This window comes from Streptomyces sp. NPDC002467, assembly GCF_042889825.1.
Classification (GTDB): domain Bacteria; phylum Actinomycetota; class Actinomycetes; order Streptomycetales; family Streptomycetaceae; genus Streptomyces.
In genome coordinates this window covers 68,146-85,313 of the sequence record NZ_JBIARJ010000027.1, presented here as the reverse complement: position 1 = coordinate 85,313, position 17,168 = coordinate 68,146, and the positions used below count along the sequence as shown (strand labels likewise).

Annotated in this window: 14 protein-coding genes; all 14 read right to left on the bottom strand. The window is 74.3% G+C overall.

From position 1 onward, the window contains the following. A partial coding sequence (locus tag ACFYYJ_RS37520; protein WP_389138926.1) for a homocysteine S-methyltransferase family protein occupies positions 1–1,169 on the bottom strand: 1,169 nt, incomplete at its 3' end. Further along, positions 1,166–2,158 (bottom strand): carbohydrate kinase family protein, encoded by a 993-nt coding sequence (locus ACFYYJ_RS37515; RefSeq protein WP_385126535.1) that lies wholly within the window; start codon positions 2,156–2,158, stop codon positions 1,166–1,168. The genes ACFYYJ_RS37515 and ACFYYJ_RS37520, both read right to left, overlap by 4 nt. Before the next feature lie 80 nt (positions 2,159–2,238). Next, positions 2,239–3,447, bottom strand: coding sequence for a methionine adenosyltransferase (metK, locus tag ACFYYJ_RS37510; protein WP_385360275.1), 1,209 nt, complete (start codon positions 3,445–3,447; stop codon positions 2,239–2,241). Position 3,448: 1 nt separating this feature from the next. After that, a complete protein-coding gene (locus tag ACFYYJ_RS37505) occupies positions 3,449–5,383 on the bottom strand; it encodes a condensation domain-containing protein (RefSeq protein WP_389138923.1) in 1,935 nt (644 codons plus the stop codon). Between the two features lie 58 nt (positions 5,384–5,441). Next, positions 5,442–6,290, bottom strand: a complete 849-nt coding sequence (locus ACFYYJ_RS37500; protein ID WP_385126530.1) for a 4'-phosphopantetheinyl transferase family protein — start codon at positions 6,288–6,290, stop codon at positions 5,442–5,444. Then, positions 6,287–8,068, bottom strand: a complete 1,782-nt coding sequence (locus ACFYYJ_RS37495) for an acyl-CoA dehydrogenase (RefSeq protein WP_389138921.1) — start codon at positions 8,066–8,068, stop codon at positions 6,287–6,289. Before ACFYYJ_RS37495 ends, ACFYYJ_RS37500 begins: the two co-directional genes overlap by 4 nt. 21 nt (positions 8,069–8,089) lie before the next feature. Further along, positions 8,090–9,004, bottom strand: coding sequence for an aromatase/cyclase (locus ACFYYJ_RS37490; RefSeq protein WP_389138919.1), 915 nt, complete (start codon positions 9,002–9,004; stop codon positions 8,090–8,092). Between the two features lie 187 nt (positions 9,005–9,191). Beyond that, positions 9,192–9,464 (bottom strand): acyl carrier protein, encoded by a 273-nt coding sequence (locus ACFYYJ_RS37485; RefSeq protein ID WP_389138917.1) that lies wholly within the window; start codon positions 9,462–9,464, stop codon positions 9,192–9,194. Positions 9,465–9,498: 34 nt separating this feature from the next. After that, complete coding sequence (locus ACFYYJ_RS37480; RefSeq protein ID WP_385126524.1) at positions 9,499–10,728, bottom strand: ketosynthase chain-length factor; 1,230 nt, start codon at positions 10,726–10,728, stop codon at positions 9,499–9,501. Then, entirely contained in the window at positions 10,725–11,990 is a 1,266-nt protein-coding gene (locus ACFYYJ_RS37475; protein ID WP_385126523.1) for a beta-ketoacyl-[acyl-carrier-protein] synthase family protein, read from the bottom strand. Before ACFYYJ_RS37475 ends, ACFYYJ_RS37480 begins: the two co-directional genes overlap by 4 nt. 100 nt (positions 11,991–12,090) lie before the next feature. Next, a complete protein-coding gene (locus ACFYYJ_RS37470) occupies positions 12,091–13,047 on the bottom strand; it encodes an aromatase/cyclase (RefSeq protein WP_389138915.1) in 957 nt (318 codons plus the stop codon). After that, complete coding sequence (locus ACFYYJ_RS37465) at positions 13,047–13,850, bottom strand: SDR family NAD(P)-dependent oxidoreductase (RefSeq protein ID WP_385360289.1); 804 nt, start codon at positions 13,848–13,850, stop codon at positions 13,047–13,049. The genes ACFYYJ_RS37470 and ACFYYJ_RS37465 overlap by 1 nt, the downstream gene beginning before the upstream one ends. Then, positions 13,847–15,544 carry an FAD-dependent oxidoreductase gene (locus ACFYYJ_RS37460; protein ID WP_389138912.1) on the bottom strand — a complete coding sequence of 566 codons (1,698 nt, stop codon included), beginning with the start codon at positions 15,542–15,544 and terminating at the stop codon, positions 13,847–13,849. Before ACFYYJ_RS37460 ends, ACFYYJ_RS37465 begins: the two co-directional genes overlap by 4 nt. A gap of 51 nt (positions 15,545–15,595) precedes the next feature. After that, positions 15,596–17,152, bottom strand: coding sequence for a class I adenylate-forming enzyme family protein (locus ACFYYJ_RS37455; protein ID WP_389138910.1), 1,557 nt, complete (start codon positions 17,150–17,152; stop codon positions 15,596–15,598). Positions 17,153–17,168 lie beyond the last annotated feature (16 nt).

Sequence of the window (17,168 nt, the reverse complement as noted above, 5' to 3'; positions counted from 1 at the left end):
TCACGGCCCACGTAGTCCACGCACAGGTCGAGCATGTGCGCGCCCTCGCGGATCTGATCGCGCGCCATCTCGACACAGTCGTCCCAGCGCGCCTCTAACATCGCCTCGCGGAACTTCTTCGACCCGTTCGCGTTCGTCCGCTCACCGATCGCCATGTACGAGGTGTCCTGCCGGAACGGCACCGTCTGGTACAGCGACGCCGCACCCGGCTCCGGACGCGGGGTCCGTGCGGTGATCGCCGCGCCGCGCACCCGGTCGACCACCTGGCGCAGGTGCTCGGGCGTCGTACCGCAGCAGCCGCCGACCAGCGAGAGCCCGTACTCGCGGACGAAGCTCTCCTGCGCATCGGCCATCTCGGAGGCCGACAGGGGGTAGTGCGCGCCGTCCTTCGTCAGTACGGGCAGGCCGGCGTTGGGCATGCAGGAGATCGGAACGCGCGAGTTACGGGCGAGGTAGCGCAGGTGCTCGCTCATCTCCGCCGGTCCGGTCGCGCAGTTCAGACCGATCATGTCGATGCCGAGCGGCTCCAGCGCGGTCAGCGCCGCACCGATCTCCGAGCCCAGCAGCATCGTGCCGGTGGTCTCCACCGTCACCGAGCAGATCAGCGGCACGGACACCCCGAGGGCGGCCATGGCGCGGTGGGCTCCGATGATGGCCGACTTCGTCTGGAGCAGGTCCTGCGTGGTCTCCACGAGGAGCGCGTCGGAGCCGCCGGACAGCAGACCCTCGGCGTTGACCTGGTAGGCGTCGCGGATCTTGTCGTACGTGATGTGCCCGAGCGTGGGCAGTTTCGTCCCCGGCCCCATGGAGCCGAGCACCCAGCGCTGCTGTCCGGTGGAGGCGGTGAACTCGTCGGCGACCTCGCGGGCGATCCGGGCGCCCGACTCGGACAGCTCGAAGTTGCGTTCGGCGATCTCGTACTCGGCGAGCGCCGCGTAGTTCGCACCGAAGGTGTTCGTCTCGACGCAGTCGACACCCACCGAGAAGTACGCCTCGTGGACCGTGCGCACGATGTCGGGCCGCGTCACGTTCAGGACCTCGTTACAGCCTTCGAGCTGCTGGAAGTCGTCCATCGAGGGGTCCTGCGCCTGGAGCATCGTCCCCATCGCCCCGTCGGCGACGACCACGCGCGTGGCGAACGCCTCTCGGAGGGCGTCGACCCGGTTCACGAGGTGCCTCCCCGCGGGCCCAGTACGGCTTCCAGCTGCTGCTCGGCCTCGCGCCCGTACACCGTCCGTACCGTGCGGAGCAGTTCGGCGGGGTCCGCTTCGTACGACTGAGAGCCGACGGCGCGCAGCACCAGGGCGGCCATCGCGCAGCCGAGGCGGGCGGCGGCCTCCAGCGGCAGGTCCTTGGCTGTAGCGGCGAGGAAGCCGGAGCGGAAGGCGTCCCCGACGCCGGTCGGGTCCTCGGCGGGCACGTCGGGGATGGCGTCCACGACGACGGTCGGGGCGCCCCGGCGTTCGATGCGCACGCCCTTCGAGCCGAGGGTGGTCACCCAGGTGTCGACGCGGGCGAGCACCTCCTCCGCCGTCCAGCCGGCGCGTTCGCGCAGCAGCGCGGACTCGTACTCGTTCGTGAAGAGCCAGCGGGCGCCCTCGACCAGGCTGCGCACCTCGTCGCCGGAGAGCCGGGCGAGCTGCTGGGAGGGGTCGGCGGCGAAGGGGATGCCGAGGGCGCGGCACTCCTCGGTGTGGCGGACCATCGCCGCCGGGTCGTTGGGGGAGACGAGGACGAGGTCCAGGGTGCCGCCGTCGGCGACGAGCCCCCGCAGGTCGATGTCGGCGGCCTCGGCCATGGCGCCGGCGTAGAAGGAGGCGATCTGGTTGGAGTCCTGGTCGGTCATGCACATGAAGCGGGCGGTCTGGTGGTCGGCGGAGACGTGCACTCCGCCGGTGTCCACACCGTGTTCCTTGAGCCAGACCTCGTACTCGCCGAAGTCCGGGCCCACGGCACCGACGAGCAGCGGGGCGAGCCCGAGCACTCCGAGGCCGTAGGAGATGTTGGCCGCCACCCCGCCCCGCCGGACCTCCAGGGAGTCGACGAGGAAGGACAGCGAGACGTGTTCCAGCTGGTCGGGAAGGAGCTGGTCGACGAACCGGCCCGGAAAGGCCATGAGGTGATCCGTCGCGATGGATCCTGTCACCGCAATACGCACGGGTTCTCCTGGGGCGTGTCGGGCCGGGCTCTCGCTGTCGGCGGGGTGGGGCGGCTGCGGATGGGGAGGAGGGTGGGCCGTCAGCGGCCGGCGGCGGCCTTGAGGGCCTCGGCGCGGTCGGTGCGCTCCCAGGTGAAGTCCGGCAGCTCGCGGCCGAAGTGGCCGTAGGCGGCGGTCTGGGCGTAGATCGGGCGCAGCAGGTCGAGATCGCGTATGATCGCGGCCGGGCGCAGGTCGAAGACCTCGGAGATCGCGGCCTGGATCTTGGTGATCTCGGTCTTCTCCGTGCCGAAGGTCTCGACGAAGAGGCCGACGGGCTCGGCCTTGCCGATGGCGTACGCGACCTGGACCTCGCAGCGCGAGGCGAGACCGGCGGCGACCACGTTCTTGGCGACCCAGCGCATCGCGTAGGCGGCGGAACGGTCGACCTTCGACGGGTCCTTGCCGGAGAACGCGCCGCCACCGTGGCGGGCCATGCCGCCGTAGGTGTCGATGATGATCTTGCGGCCGGTGAGGCCGGCGTCGCCCATCGGGCCGCCGATCTCGAAGCGGCCCGTCGGGTTGACCAGCAGGCGGTAGCCCTCGGTCTGGAGCTTGATGCCGTCCTCGGCGAGCTGGGCGAGGACGTACTCGACCACGTGCTCCTGCACGTCGGGGGCCAGCAGCCCCTCCAGATCGATGTCGGCGGCGTGCTGCGAGGAGACGACGACGGTGTCGAGGCGGACGGCCGTGTCGCCGTCGTACTCGATGGTGACCTGGGTCTTCCCGTCCGGGCGCAGGTAGGGCAGCGTGCCGTTCTTGCGGACCTCGGAGAGCCGGCGGGAGAGCCGGTGCGCGAGGTGAATGGGGAGGGGCATCAGCTCGGGTGTCTCGTCGGTGGCGTAGCCGAACATCAGGCCCTGGTCGCCCGCGCCCTGCTTGTCGAGCTCGTCCTCATCCCCCTCGACCCGGCTCTCGTACGCGGTGTCGACGCCCTGCGCGATGTCCGGGGACTGCGCGCCGATGGAGACGGACACGCCGCAGGAGGCGCCGTCGAAGCCCTTCTGCGAGGAGTCGTAGCCGATCTCCAGGACCTTCTCGCGGACGAGCTTGGCGATCGGCGCGTACGCCTTCGTCGTCACCTCGCCCGCTATGTGCACGAGGCCGGTGGTGATGAGGGTCTCCACCGCGACGCGCGAGGTCGGGTCCTCGGCGAGGAGCGCGTCGAGGATCGTGTCGCTGATCTGGTCGGCGATCTTGTCGGGGTGGCCCTCGGTCACGGACTCCGAGGTGAACAGACGGCGGGACATGTCACTCCTGGTGGTTGGGAACGGAGGGGACTGAGGGGGCTGAGGGGGCTGAGGGGTCCGGGGGCGGCACCGCTGGCACGGAGCCGGACGCCGGGGCGGTGGACGCGAAGCGCGGACTACACACCACGGCCGCCAGCGCACGGGCCAGCGTCCGCAGCGGGCCCGGGCCGCCGTCGGCGGACCCGGCGATGGCGACCGGCGGCGCGGGCCAACCGTGCGCGGCGACGCGTTCGGCGGCCTGCCGGGCGGCGTCGCCGGCTCCGGAGAAGCCGCCGAGCAGCACCGGTTCGCCCCGGGCGAGCGCGGGCCGCAGGGCCCGCAGGCACCGGACCGCGTCCTGCCCGTCGGGCGCGGTGCCCAGGGTGGCCAGGGCCTGTGGGCCGTCGTAGAGCTCGGGCAGCCCGTCGTAGCAGCCGGGCGGTGCACCCGGCGGCGGCAGCAGGCAGATCGTGCCCGCCCCGGGCCGGGCGGCCGCCCGCAGGATCCGCGCCGGAGCGGCCGGTCGGGGCCGTGCCAGGGGTACGGGCACGCCGTCGAGCAGTTCCAGGGCCCCGGCCACGTCCTGGGCGGTCCGCCCGTCGGGCAGGGAGCTCAGCAGCATGGCGGCCTGGGCGAGCAGGGCGGCCGCGGCGGTGTCCGGGAGGCCGTCGCGGTCGTGGATGCCGGTCAGGAGGAGCCCGCCCCCGGAGTCGTGGTGGGCGACGAGGGTGAAAGGCACCGCGGCGTGCCCTTCGATCACCTCGGGCGCGTCCACCCGCACGCCCTCGGCGGCGAGTTCGTGCGCGACGGCGTCGAGGGCGGCGTCGGTCCCGTAGCCCGGTTCGAGGACGACGAGGGACTCGACGGGCGGCGGCGTCGGCGCGGCCTCCGTGCCGTCGTGCCGGCCCGCCCACTCCTCGATCTGGCCCGCGGACACCCATTCGTACGCCGCCCGGTCCAGCGCCTGCCCGCCGAGCTCCTCCAGCAGCAGCGCCAGCGGCGTCGAGGCGCGCAGGCGCACCGACAGCGGGAGCGAGCTGCGCAGCGTTCCGGAGAGCAGCTCGGCGCCGGCGAGGCCGATGCCCCGGCCGGAGACGGCCGCGGAGAACGCGACGGGCACCGGGTCCGGGTGCCCGCCGTCGACGGCGGCCCGGTACAGCAGCAGCGCCCACACCGCGTGCAGGGCCGTCGACTCGCTCGCCCCCCGGCCCGCCGCCCAGGCCCGCAGCCGCTCGGCCTCGGACCGGGTGAGCCGTTCCCGGCTCCACCCGTGGCCGGCCCGGTCCGGCTCGCCCGCGAGCGCGGAGCGCAGCGCGGGCAGGGTCGCGGCCCCGGGCGGCGGGGCGGCGTGCGCCCAGAACTCCCGGGCGGCGGAGGTGTCCTGACGGGCCAGCCAGTGCGCGTGGTCGCGTACGTCGGGCCGGCGCTCGCCGCCCAGCGGACGGCCGTCGGCGGCGTAGGCGCGCAGGAACGCCCGCAGCAGCCCGCGCACGCTGCGCCCGTCGAGGAAGGCGTGGTGGTAGGTGAACAGGATCCGCGTGGCCCCGGGCGGCGCGGTCCCCTCCAGCAGCAGGATGCGCAGCTGCCCCGGCCGGCGCAGGTCGAACTCCCGCAGCCGCTCGGCCTGGACGAGGGTGTGCCAGTCGGCGCCGTCCGGGTCCGCGCGCGTGATACGGGGTTCGACCCGGGGGTGGACGGCCATCGCGGGCAGCCCGCCCGCGGGGTCGGCGAGCGCGGTGCGCAGGGCGGCGTCGGAGTCGTGGAGCGCCTGCCAGGCCGCGGTGAACCGGTCCGCGTCCAGGGGCCCGTACCAGCGCACCAGCAGCTGCCCGGTGTGGACGCCGGCGCCCGGGCGGACCAGCGTGTCGAGCAGCAGGTCCCGTTGGAGGGCCGAGGCGGGTACGGGCAGCGGGCGCGGGCCGGTGCCCGTGCGGAAGCTCTGTCTGGCCGCGCTCATCGCGTTCGTTCCTCCTCTCCTGTCGGGTACCTGGGGGGTGTCGGCGGTCTCGGGGGTGTCAGCCGGCTTCGAGTTCGGCCTCCACGGCTTGCATGAAGCCCTCGTCGAACATCGTGTCGACGGCCGTGTCCCCGGCGGGGTCCAGTCCCGCGTCGGAACAGGCCGTGCTGAGCAGGTACCGCCCCAGCACGCGGTGCGTGGCGAACCACCAGGAGGCCTCCCCCGCCGCCGGCCGGCCGTCCGGCCCGAGGAACGCGCCGTCGGACAGGCCGAAGCCGAACTCCGTGAACCCCAGCCTCAGTCCCTGTCCCAGGGCCTTGGTGTAGGCCTCCTTGAGGGTCCACAGCCGGAGCATCTCGGCGGCCTGCCGGTCCGGGGGCATCCGGCCGAGTTCGGCGGCCTCGGAGGGGATGCACACGCGGTCCCGCAGCAGTTCGAAGGACATCCGCCGGCCGGCCGGTTCCACGTCCACGCCGATCCGGCCGACCCGGCTGAGCCCCACGGCGATGATGTCCTCGGTGTGGCTGAGGCTGAGGTCGATCTGGCTCATGCCGCGGATGTACGGGCGCCCGCCGATCCGGTACGAGAGGTCGAGCGCGGCCGGTTCGGTGCGCAGCGCCGCGGCCGCCGTGTACTTGACGACCATGCGCGAGGTGACGAAGCGGTAGCGGACCGCCGCGTCGGGGGTGCGCCGGTAGCGCTGCCAGTCCCGGCCGAGCAACGGGCGCAGCGAGGTGTCGGCGAGGGCGGCGGTCAGCCACTCCCCCCAGGTCGCGTACACGACGACGCTACCGCGCGCCTCCAGCCCTGCGGAGACCTCTTCCCAGGGCCCGCCCGGGCCGGTTACGTGCACGGGCGGCGCCGCCGCCGGGTTGACCGGTGCCGGATCGACGGGTGCGGGGTTCATCGGATGAGCTCCGTCCCGTCCAGGTCGTAGCTGCGGCCCGCGAGGTGGCGGCGGATCAGCTCGTCGAGCACCTGGGCGAGGCAGCCCTCGGGCAGGTCGGGCACGGCGATGCCGAGGCGGCTGCCGATCCGGGTGAGCGCGAGCACCGCCCACGCCGGGTCGGCGAGGAAGGGGTCGGAGCCGTCCTGCGCCTCCCAGATGCCGAGGACCGAGGCGGCCGCCAAGACCAGCGCGTACCGGTCGGCGAGCACCGCCACTCCGGGGCCGGCCTGCGTGGCCCGGCCCGCCGGCAGGGCCGCGCACCGGGTGCGCAGTTCGCGCAGCTCGCCGACGAACCCGTCGGCGAGTTCGGCGAGCGCGGCCATCTGGCCGCCGAACGACCGGGCCCCGCCGAGCCGGTCGGCGGCGCCGACGAGGGTCGCCGCGAGGAAGTCGTCGCCGCCGGCGATGCCCAGCTGCCGGTAGTCCAGGGCGGGCAGCTGCGCCCCGCCGCCGAAGAGGCCGGGCGGCGGCTCGGGCATGCGGAACCAGGAGCGTTCGGCGAGGGTGCGCAGCTGGGGCACGATGACGGCCTGGCAGGCGGCGGTCCCGGCGTGGCCGAGGCCGGCCACCGGCAGGTCGCGCACCAGCTTGTCGAGGGCCCCGTACTGGGCGTCGCCGCGCACGTAGCCGTGGCCGCCGAGGACACCGGCCAGCTCCTCCAGGTCCTCCCGGATCATGTCGGGTACGACGTACTTGACGGCCGCGGCCAGTACGTTGACGTGCTCGGGCAGCAGGCCGAGGGCGCGCAGCGACACGGTGGCCATGCTGTCGGCGGCCAGCAGGTCGGCGAACACCCCGGCGAGCGGCTTGTGCCAGCGCCGGGCCAGGGGCGCGGTGCGGCCCTCGGTGACGGCCCGTACGGCGGAGTGCAGGACGGTGTCCGCCGCGGCGACGGCCAGGGAGGGGATCAGGCAGCGGTTGACCTGGAAGGTGCGCAGTGCCAGGGCCACGCCCTGGCCCTCGGCGCCCACCAGGGCGTTCCCGGGCAGCGGGAAGTCCTCGAACCGCAGTCCGGAGAAGAGGCCCCCGCGCATGCCGTTCATGGGGACGCGGGGCAGATGGGTGAGCCGGCCCGCCGCGCGGGCGTCCGCGATGGCGTCCGTGCCGAGCAGGAAGACGGAGTGGCTGCGCGGGCCTCGGGCCGGGGCGGTGCGCGCGTAGACGACGTACGCCCCGGAGCGGGCCGCGTTGAGGATGACGTCCTTGCTGCCGCCGAGCCGGTAGCCGGCGGGCTCCGGTTCGGCGGTGAACTCGTCGCGCAGGATGCCGTTGGCGTGGGCGAGCTCGTGGTGCACGATCGACGCCCGGCCCCCGCCCAGCAGCACCGCCGCGAGTTCCGCGCGCTGCTCGGGGCCGCCCTCGGCCCATACGGGGGCGGCGGCGAACAGCGAGGTGATGCCGTACCCGAAGCCGAGGGCCACGTCGCGCCGGAACACGGGGCGCAGCACCTGCGCGAGCAGGTCGGCGCGGGTGAGCCGGCCGCCGTCCCCGGCGGGCACGAACTCGGCGCCGAGCCGCGCCCCGGCGAGCAGTTCCTCGGTGGCGGCCGGGGGCGTGCGCCGGGAGTCGGCTTCGGCGAGGGCCGCGATCCCGTGCGGGTTCGCCGGGTCGTGCGGGTCGCCGAGGAGCGTTTCGAGGCGGGCCGCCCGGGCGGCCGCCTCGGGGGCGCCCAGCTGCCCGGCGACGGTGACGGGCGGGCCGGCGTGCGGGCCGGCGGGGGCCAGGGAGGTCGTCATGTGCGGAGGTCAACTCCCCGTTCAGAGGCTGCGGACGGCGGATTCCGCGTGCTGTGCGGCGACGGCCAGCGTGGCCGTGCTGTCGCGGCCGAGTGCCTGGCGGACGTACGCGCGGGCGTCGGCGAGGTTCGCACCGGGGCCGAAGACAGACTCGACGGCTTCCTCGCGCAGCAGGACGCTGTGCCGGGAGACGGCGGTGACGCCGGTCTCGTCGGGGAACAGCGCCCACTCGCCGGTGTGCGCGGCGAACAGCGGGGTGGCCGGGGTCTCCTTCCAGACGAGCCGGTAGGCGGCCGGGAAGCAGATCCGTACGGATTCGGTGGTCTGGCGGACGCCGTCGGCGCCGAGGGTGTCGGTGGTGAGGTGCTGGATGCCGGGGGCGTCCTCGGTGACCTCGGCGCGGGTGACGTGGGACAGGTGCGCGGGCCAGGCGTCGACCCGGTACAGGAAGTCGTAGACGAGCTCAGGCGGCGCCTGGACCTTGATCTCGTCCTCGAAGGTGAGGACCAGGTCGTCGAGGCGCTCCCAGCGCTCGGCGGCCTCCTTGATCCGGTCGAGTTCGGCGCGGCTGTTGGTGTCGGTGGCGAGGCCCACCCAGGCGGCGTCGTCGGGCCGGTCCTCCGCCACGGTGAAGTCGTGGTCGAGGGTGAGGCGGGACCGGCCGGTGCCGAGCTCCTCGACGGTCCAGCGGCCGCCGAGGCTGAGCGCGGGCGCCGCGGGGGTCTCCTGGCGGAACTCGACGCGCCGGCCCACGGGGTCCATGGCCCGGCGGGAGAACCACGACTTCACCTCGCCGTTGGCGGTGACCCACATCTGGAACCGGTCCTCGGTCCCGTCGAAGTCGAGCCGCTCCACGTGCACGCTCGGCGGCATGAGCAGGGGCCACTGGGTGGTGTCGGCGATCAGTCCGTACACCACGCCGGCGGGTGCGTCCATGTCCACCGTGTAAGCCCTGTGATGTGTCCGCTCGAGTGACATCGGTCCACCTCTCTCGCCCTGGGGTCACGAATGTGCCGGAGCGCGCCGGAAGGCGGCTGGAAGGCCGCTTGAGGACCGTTCGGGGAGGGGTCGACGGGTTGCCGGGCCGACCCGGCGGTCGGTGCGGTCGGTGCGGTCGGTGCGCTCAGACGGCGGCCCGCGAGGCGGCCAGTGCCCGGTTGACCATGTCGAGGTAGCGGCGCGGGGTGTACGCCTCGTCGAGCTCCTCCTCGTCGAGCACGACGGCGTGGTCGCGCTCGACGCGGCCGGTGGTCTCCAGCATCGCCAGCGAGTCGTAGCCGAGGTCCCCGAACGACGCGTCGAGGATGTCGCCGTCGAGGTCGGCCCCCTCGGCCTCGCCCGCGCATTCGCGCAGCAGCCTGACCAGGTCCGCCAGTTCGAACCGCTCCTGTCCCATGGAACTGCCTCTCTTCCGTTGCGTGTGTCGTGTGTCAGGCGGCGCGGACGACGGCCGCCGCGTTGAAGCCGCCCCGGCCCCGGGCCAGCACCAGCGCGGTGCGCAGCGCCTTCCCGGTGCGCGGGGTGCCGGTGACCAGGTCCACTGGGCAGTCGGCGGCGGGCCGCACGGTACCGGTGGTCGGCGGGACCACCTGGTCGCGCAGGGCGAGCAGGGCGGCCGCGAGGTCGAGGGCGGCTCCGCCCGAGGAGAGCCGTCCGGCCATGCTCTTGGGCGCGGTGACGGGCACCGCGTACGGGCCGAACACGGCGGCGATGGCCTCGGCCTCGGCCCGGTCGGCCGCCCGTTCGCCCGCGGCGTCCGCGAAGACCATGTCGACGTGGGCCGGTCCGATCCCGGCGTCGGCGAGCGCGAGCCGTGCGGCGTCGGCGAGGCGCGGCTCGTGCGGGGAGGCGTCGAAGGTGGCCGCGTGCCCGGCGAGGCTGCCGTAGACGCGGGCGCCGCGGGCGGCGGCGCTCGCGGCGTCCTCCATGACGAGCAGCGCGCCGCCCTCGCCGACCACGTGGCCGGAGGCGTCCTCGTCGAAGGGCAGGTAGGCCCGGGCGGGGTCGGGGACGGTGCTCATGGAGCCGCCGGCGAGGTGGGCGGCCCAGCCCCAGGGGCACAGGGTGGAGTCGAGGCCGCCGGTCACCACGAGTCGGGCTCCCTTGCGGAGCTGGCGGCGGGCGTGCGCCACCGCGTCGAGGCCGCCGGCCTGTTCGGAGACGACGACGCCGGAGGCACCGCGCAGCCCGTGCTTGATGGAGATCTGGCCGCTGTTGACGGCGTAGAACCAGGCGAAGGACTGGTACGCGCTGACGTGCTGCGGGCCCTGGCTCCACAGGGCCTGGAGTTCGCGGTGGCCGAACTCGAAGCCGCCGGAGGAGTTCGCGGTGACCACGCCCGCCGCGTACGGGGGCAGGGCGGCGATCTCGGCGCCGGAGTCGTCGATGGCCTCCTGCGCTGCGGCCAGCGACAGCCTGGTCACCCGGTCGGTCTGTGGCAGGAGCCGGCTGGAGACGTGGTCCTCGTCGACGAAGCCGGGCACTTCCCCGGCGATGCGGACGGGGTACGGGGAGGCGTCGAAGCGGGTGACGGGGCCGATGCCGCTCTCGCCGCGCAGGACGGCGGCCCACCAGGCCGCGGTGCCGAGCCCTCCGGGGGCCGCGACTCCGATCCCGGTGAAGACGGCGGTGGTCGCGGGCGCTGCGAGGACGGCGTTCATGCGGCTGCCTTCAGGCTCGGGCGGGTCAGGATCATGGCGCTCTGGAAGCCGCCGAAGCCGCTGCCGACCGTCAGGACGGTGTCCGTGCGCTGTTCGCGGGCGGTGAGCGGGGTGTAGTCGAGGTCGCAGGCCGGGTCGGGCTCGTGCAGGTTCGCGGTCGGCGGGACGACGCCGTGCTCGATGGTGAGGGCGCAGGCGGCCACTTCGAGGGCGCCGACCGCGCCGAGGGAGTGCCCGATCATCGACTTGATCGAGCTGACGGGTACCTGGTGGGCGCGTTCGCCGAGGCTGCGCTTGAAGGCGTCGGTCTCGTGCCGGTCGTTCTGCTTGGTGCCGGAGCCGTGCGCGTTGACGTAGTCGACGGCGCCCGGGTCCAGCCGTGCCTCGTCGAGCGCGAGGCGGATCGCCTCGGCCATCTCCGTGCCCTCGGGGCGCAGTCCGGTCATGTGGTAGGCGTTGCTGCGGGAGGCGAAACCGGCGATCTCGGCGTAGACGTGCGCGCCGCGCCGCCGGGCGTGTTCCAGTTCCTCGACGACGAGGACGGCCGCGCCCTCGCCGAGCACGAATCCGTTGCGGGTGCGGTCGAAGGGCCGTGAGGCGCCGGCCGGGTCGTCGTTGCGGGGCGTGGTCGCCTTGATCGCGTCGAAGCAGGCCAGGCTGATGGGTGAGATCGGCGCCTCGGCGGCCCCGGTGACCATCACGTCGGCGCTGCCCTCGCGGACCAGGTCGACGGCGTGCCCGATGGCGTCCAGGCCGGAGGTGCAGCCGGTGGAGACGAGGGAGACCGGCCCCCGGGCCCCGGCGGCGCGGGCGACCTCGGCCGCCATCGAGGAGGGCACGAAGAAGTCGTAGAGCTGCTCGGCGGCCCGGGCGTGGTCCACGAGCCACCGTTCGCCGCGGTCGCTGACGGTGGCGTACTCGCGTTCCAGGCCGGTGGTGCAGCCCAGCGCGCTGCCCAGGGTCACCCCGCACCGGGTGGGGTCGAGCGACCCCGCCACCCCGCTGTCGGCCAGCGCCTCGCGCGCGCTGACCAGGGCGAACTGCGCCGCCCGGTCGAGCCGATGGACATCCGACGGTCCGAAGCCGTGCTCCAGCGGGTCGAAGTCTGCCTCGGCGGCGACCTGAGAGCGGTAGGGGGCGGGGTCGAGGAGGGTGATGGTGCGGGTCGCGGTGCGCCCGGAGGTCAGCAGGGACCAGAACTCCTTGGTACCGGGCTTGCCCGGGGCGACGACCCCGATGCCGGTGATGACCACGCGTCTCATCGCTGCCCCCCGCGAGTTGGTTGCCCGTACCGGTCTTCGAGCGTCGACGACCGCACTGGAGGACGGCTGGAGCCGCCGCCGCCCTCCGGCAACAGACCCGCTAGCGGTCCTCTGCGTACCGCTTCGCGAAATTGAGCGTGGCGGTGCTGTTGCGGCCCAGTGCCGTACGGACGTAGGAGCGCGCCGAGCGCAGATCGGCGTCCTCGCCGAGCACGGCGGTGATGTTGTCCTCGCGCAGGACGACGCTGTGCCGGGAGGTGGCGGCGGTGCCGTGCGCGTCGCCGGTCACGGTCCAGGAGCCGGTGTGGGCCTCCATCAGGGCGGGGGTGCGGGTCTGCTTGTAGACGATGCGGCCGGCCTCGGGGAAGCAGACGCGCACCGAGTCGGTGGTGTGCGCGGAGCCGTCGGCGGTCAGCGTGTCCATCGACATCACCTGCACCGGGCCGTCCTGCGTCACGTCGAGCCGGGAGACGTGCGGGAGCAGCTTCGGCCACTCGCCGACGTTCTCCAGGAAGGCGTAGACGTCCCCGGGGGGCGCCGCCACGTGGACGGTGTCCTCGAAGGACATGACGAGCGCGTCGAGCCGGCCCCAGCGCTCCCCGAGGCGGGCGATGTTGCCCAGCTCGGCGCGGCTGTTGGTGTCGGTGGCCCGGTTCACCCAGTCCACGTCCTCGGACCGGTCGCCGGCCACGGAGAACTCGTGGAGCAGGGTCAGCCGGGAGCGTTCGGCGCCCAGCGCCTCCACGCCCCAGGTGCCGGTCATCGCCGACAGCGGGGCGGCGGGCACCTCCTGCCGGAACTCGATCCGGCGGGCGGCCGCGTCGAGGACGCGGCGGGAGGTCCACGACGTGGTCCGGCCGTTGGCGGTGGCCCACACGGCGAGGTGCTCGTTCACCCCGTCGAAGGCGAGCCGCTCCACGTGGACGTTGGGCGGGAAGTACAGCGGCCACTTGGCGGCGTCCGCGATCAGGCCGTAGACCACGCCCGCGGGGGCGGCGACCTCGATCGCGTGCGAGGTGCGGTGCAGGCGCCCGGTCTCCGGGAGGGAGGTGGTCATCAGAAGTTCCCCAGCCCGCCGCAGACGTTGAGCGCCTGGGCCGTGATCGATGCCGCGAGCGGCGTGGTCAGGTAGCCGACGAGGGCCGCGACCTCCTCGGGGGTCGAGTAGCGGCCCAGCGGGATCTTCGCCTCGAACTCCTCCAGGACCTCCTCCTCGGTCTTGTTCCAGACGCCCGCGTACCCGGCGCGCACCCGGGCGGCCATCGGCGTCTCGACGTATCCCGGGCAGACCGCGTTGACGGTGGTGCCGGTGGTGGCGAGTTCCTTGCCGAGGGACTTGGTGAAGCCGACGACGGCGTGCTTGGAGGCCGTGTACGGGGCGCCGAGCACCACGCCCTGCTTGCCCGCGGTGGAGGCGATGTTGATGATCCGGCCGTACGGGCCGCTGCCGAGTCCGCCGCCCCGCAGCGCCTCGCGGGTCACCAGGAAGACGCTGTTGAGGTTGGTGTCGATGATGTCGTACCAGAGGTCGTCGGCGATGTCGGCGGTGCGGCCGCCACCGCTTCGACCGGCGTTGTTGACCAGGACGCTCAGGGGGCCGAAGGTCTCGACGGCCGCCGCGACGAGCCGTACGACGTCCTCCTTGACGCGGACGTCGGCGGCCGTGCCCTCGACCTCCAGGCCCTCCGCGCGCAGGTCCTCGACGGTCTGCTTGACGGCCACCCGGTCGCGGGCGCACAGGAACACCCGGTGGCCGCGCCGGCCCAGGTCACGGGCCACGGCCAGGCCGATCCCGCTGGTCGCACCGGTGACCAGGGCCACGGGGGTGGCGGGCACCGCGTCGTCAGTCGTCGCCGTCATCGTCGTCCCTCCAGGACTCGGGTGGTTGTCCTGACCGTGTCCCGATCCGCTGGGGAGGCGTTCGAGGAGCGGTGGAGGAGCGCTGGACCGAGCACCGCCAGGGCGTCCTCCAGCCGCCGCGCGGTGAGGCTGCGGCCGCCGGCGGCGAGGTAGCCGTCGGGGCGGATCAGCACCCAGCCGCCGGAGGCCAGGCCCAGTGCGTCGCGCAGCCTGCCGTCGGGGTCGGGCAGCGGCCAGGGCGCGCTGCCGGCGCCGGCGCCGACGGCCCGGACCGAGAGCCAGTCCCGGGCGGTGGCGGCGGCGCCCTCGGCGGCGGCGCTCGCCTCGTCGCCGTCGGGCGCGTACAGCAGGGTCCAGCGGATGTCGCGGAGTTCGGCGTGCAGCGCGGTGGCCGCCGGGCCGGCGGGGAGGGCGGCCGCGACGGCGGCGGCACGCGATCCGGCGGGGACCCGCAGCTCCTCGTCACCGGCCGCGTTCAGGGAGGAGTCGGGGTAGCCGAGGAGCAGCCCGGACATCCCGCCGAGGACCTTGCGCTGGATCTTGCGGCGCAGCGGCGGCGCGCTCCGTACGACGGAGAAGAGGGCCGGGAGCATCACCCCGGCCAGGTTGTTCTTGAGCTGGACGAGGAAGGTCGCCTGCTTGGTGGAGCCGAGGAGCCTGCGCCCGACGGGGACGCGTTCCTCCGAGTACGTGTCGAGCAGTGCCCGCCCCGCGCGGCCGTGCGCGGTCATGGCGAGCTTCCAGGCGAGGTTGTAGGCCTCCTGGATGCCGGTGTTCATGCCCTGGCCGGAGGCGGGGCTGTGGACGTGCGCGGCGTCGCCGGCGACGAAGACGCGGCCTTCGTGCATGCGGGGCACCATGCGCTGCTGGAAGGTGAAGACGGAGGTCCACTCGGGCCGGCCGACGCGTACCTCGCGGCCGAGGCCGGCGCTGAGCCGGGCGGAGAATCGTTCGGCGCTCGCGAGGTCGTGGGCGGCGCCGGTGGTGCCGGCGCGGGCGGTGGGCGCGGTGTCGAGGAGGCGCCAGTGGCCGTCGCGCAGGTAGGGCACCATCATCAGGGCCTGGCCGCCGGTGTGCACCCAGTAGATGGTGTCGGGCGGCAGGTCGAAGTCGACCTGGGCGTCGGCCAGTTCCCAGGTCTCGCTGGATTCGCCGATGAGCTCCAGCCCGATCTCCTTGCGGACGGTGCTGTGGCCGCCGTCGCAGCCGACGAGCCAGCCGGTCGCGTACTCCTCGGTCCGGCCGTCCGCGTGTTCCAGGCGGGCCCGCACTCCGTGCTCGTCCTGGCGCAGGCCGGTCAGCCGCACTCCCCATTCGGGGGTGACGCCGAGCCGTCCGCAGGCCTCGCGCAGCAGTTCCTCGGTGCGGGTCTGCTCGATGACGACGGTGAACGGGAAGCGGGTGGGCATCGAGGAGTAGTCGGCTTCGAGCCGCACCAGGCGCCGCCCGCCGGCGTACATGGTGAAGGCCTTGTTGTGGCGGCCGCTCTCCAGCACCGGCCCGACCACGCCCATCTGGTCGAAGGTCTCCAGGGTGCGCGGGTGGACGGCGACCGCGCGACTGGTCGCGGCCGGTCCGGGCGCCGCGTCGACGAGCCGTACGCGGATGCCCCGGCGGGCCAGTTCGTGGGCGGCGGTGAGGCCGACGGGCCCCGCTCCCACGACGAGCACCGAGGTCTGGTCGGACATCACCATGGCGGTCCCTCTCTCTCGGGGCGGTGCTTGTGGCACGTGCTGCGGAACGGCTCAGACGGCGGCTTCGAGGGCGGCCCGGCTGTGCAGGGCCTGCCGCAGCCGGCGCCGCTCCGGCTTGCCGACGGGGGTGCGGGGCACGGCGTCGACGACCTCGACACGGCGGATCCGCTCGAAGCGGGCCAGGCGCCGGTTGGCGCCGTCGACGATCGAGTCGAGGGTGTCGAGGAGGCGTGGTGCGTACGGTTCGCGCAGCACGATCCCGGCCCAGGTGACGGCGCCGTGGACGGGGTCGGGCCAGCCCGTGACCACGCAGTCGGCGACCCGCGGGTCCTCGGCGAGGACGCTCTCGACGGTGGTGGGCGAGACGAGTTCGTTGTCGTACTTGAAGACGTCCCCGATCCGGTCGACGAGGAACAGCTCGCCGTGCTCGTCGACGTATCCGATGTCCCCGGTGGACAGCCAGCCCTCGGCGTCGACCCCGGAGTCCTCGGCGGGGTCCAGGTATCCGGCCATCAGCTGGGGTCCGCGGACCTGGACCTCGCCGGTGGCGCACACGCCCAGCGGCCGGCGGCCCTCCAGGTCCACGACCCGGCATTCGGTGCCGGGCACGGCCCGGCCGACGGAGCCCGCCGGGCCGCCGTCGGTGCTCTGGCTGTGCGAGAGCGGCGACAGTTCGGCCATCCCGTAGCCCTGGACGACGGGTACGCCGAGCCGAGCGGAGAGCGCCGCGGCCGTGGCGGGCGCGAGGGCGGTGCCGCCGGAGAGGACCGCCGTCAGCGCGGGCCCGGCGGGCACCCCCTCGGCCCCCGGGCCGGCCTGCGCGAGCTGCCCGGCGAGCCGGTGCAGCCGGGCGGGCAGCCCGTAGTAGTGGGTGGCTCCCGTACGGGCGGCCAGCGCGAGGGAGGCCAGCGGGTCGGGGCTGGTGCACAGCACCTGGGTGGCGCCCGCGAACACGGCCGAGTTCAGGTGCATGGTGTGGAAGAGCGGCAGGTGGTTGAGGGTGACCGAGCCGCCGTCCAGCCGGTGCGCGGCGGCGGTCTGCGCGGCGTTCGCCACCAGGTTGCGGTGGCTGAGCCGGACCCCGCGGGGCCGTCCCGTCGTACCGGTGGTGAACTGCACGCAGGCGTCCGCGCCCGGATCGGCCACCGGGAACCTCGCCCCGGTGAGCCCGCCCGGAAGCCCGTCCGCCTCCGGCCCGACCACCACCACCGCACGCAGCGCCGGCAGCCGCTCGCGCAACCCGCCGAGCAGTTCCGCGGTGGCGGCGGGCACGAAGGCGACCTCGACGGCGGCGGCCGAGAAGACGTGCAGCAGCCCCGCCTCCTTGATGAGCGGGTTGACGAGCACGGCCGTGCCACCGCCGCGCACGGCCCCGTAGTAGGCGGCGGGGAACTCCGGCCCGAGGGTGTTGGCCACCCCGATCCGGGCCCCCGGCCGCCCTGTCAGATGCGCGACGCACGCCGCGAACCGGTCGGTGAGCGCGTCGAGTTCGGCGAACGTGAGCGCGCCCTCGGCGGTCCTGAGGGCGCAGCCGTCCGGATCGCGCTCGGCGGCCCGGCGCAGCAGCCCGTCGAGGGGCAACCGCGGGAACGTGATGGAACTCTGCACGGCAGGGCCCTCCTCA

Bases quoted from the DNA above. Each gene is read 5' to 3' on its own strand.
- metK (WP_385360275.1), bottom strand. From the start codon at position 3,447: ATGTCCCGCCGTCTGTTCACCTCGGAGTCCGTGACCGAGGGCCACCCC.
- ACFYYJ_RS37505 (WP_389138923.1), bottom strand. From the start codon at position 5,383: ATGAGCGCGGCCAGACAGAGCTTCCGCACGGGCACCGGCCCGCGCCCG.
- ACFYYJ_RS37500 (WP_385126530.1), bottom strand. From the start codon at position 6,290: ATGAACCCCGCACCCGTCGATCCGGCACCGGTCAACCCGGCGGCGGCG.
- ACFYYJ_RS37495 (WP_389138921.1), bottom strand. From the start codon at position 8,068: ATGACGACCTCCCTGGCCCCCGCCGGCCCGCACGCCGGCCCGCCCGTC.
- ACFYYJ_RS37490 (WP_389138919.1), bottom strand. From the start codon at position 9,004: ATGGACGCACCCGCCGGCGTGGTGTACGGACTGATCGCCGACACCACC.
- ACFYYJ_RS37485 (WP_389138917.1), bottom strand. From the start codon at position 9,464: ATGGGACAGGAGCGGTTCGAACTGGCGGACCTGGTCAGGCTGCTGCGC.
- ACFYYJ_RS37480 (WP_385126524.1), bottom strand. From the start codon at position 10,728: ATGAACGCCGTCCTCGCAGCGCCCGCGACCACCGCCGTCTTCACCGGG.
- ACFYYJ_RS37475 (WP_385126523.1), bottom strand. From the start codon at position 11,990: ATGAGACGCGTGGTCATCACCGGCATCGGGGTCGTCGCCCCGGGCAAG.
- ACFYYJ_RS37470 (WP_389138915.1), bottom strand. From the start codon at position 13,047: ATGACCACCTCCCTCCCGGAGACCGGGCGCCTGCACCGCACCTCGCAC.
- ACFYYJ_RS37465 (WP_385360289.1), bottom strand. From the start codon at position 13,850: ATGACGGCGACGACTGACGACGCGGTGCCCGCCACCCCCGTGGCCCTG.
- ACFYYJ_RS37460 (WP_389138912.1), bottom strand. From the start codon at position 15,544: ATGGTGATGTCCGACCAGACCTCGGTGCTCGTCGTGGGAGCGGGGCCC.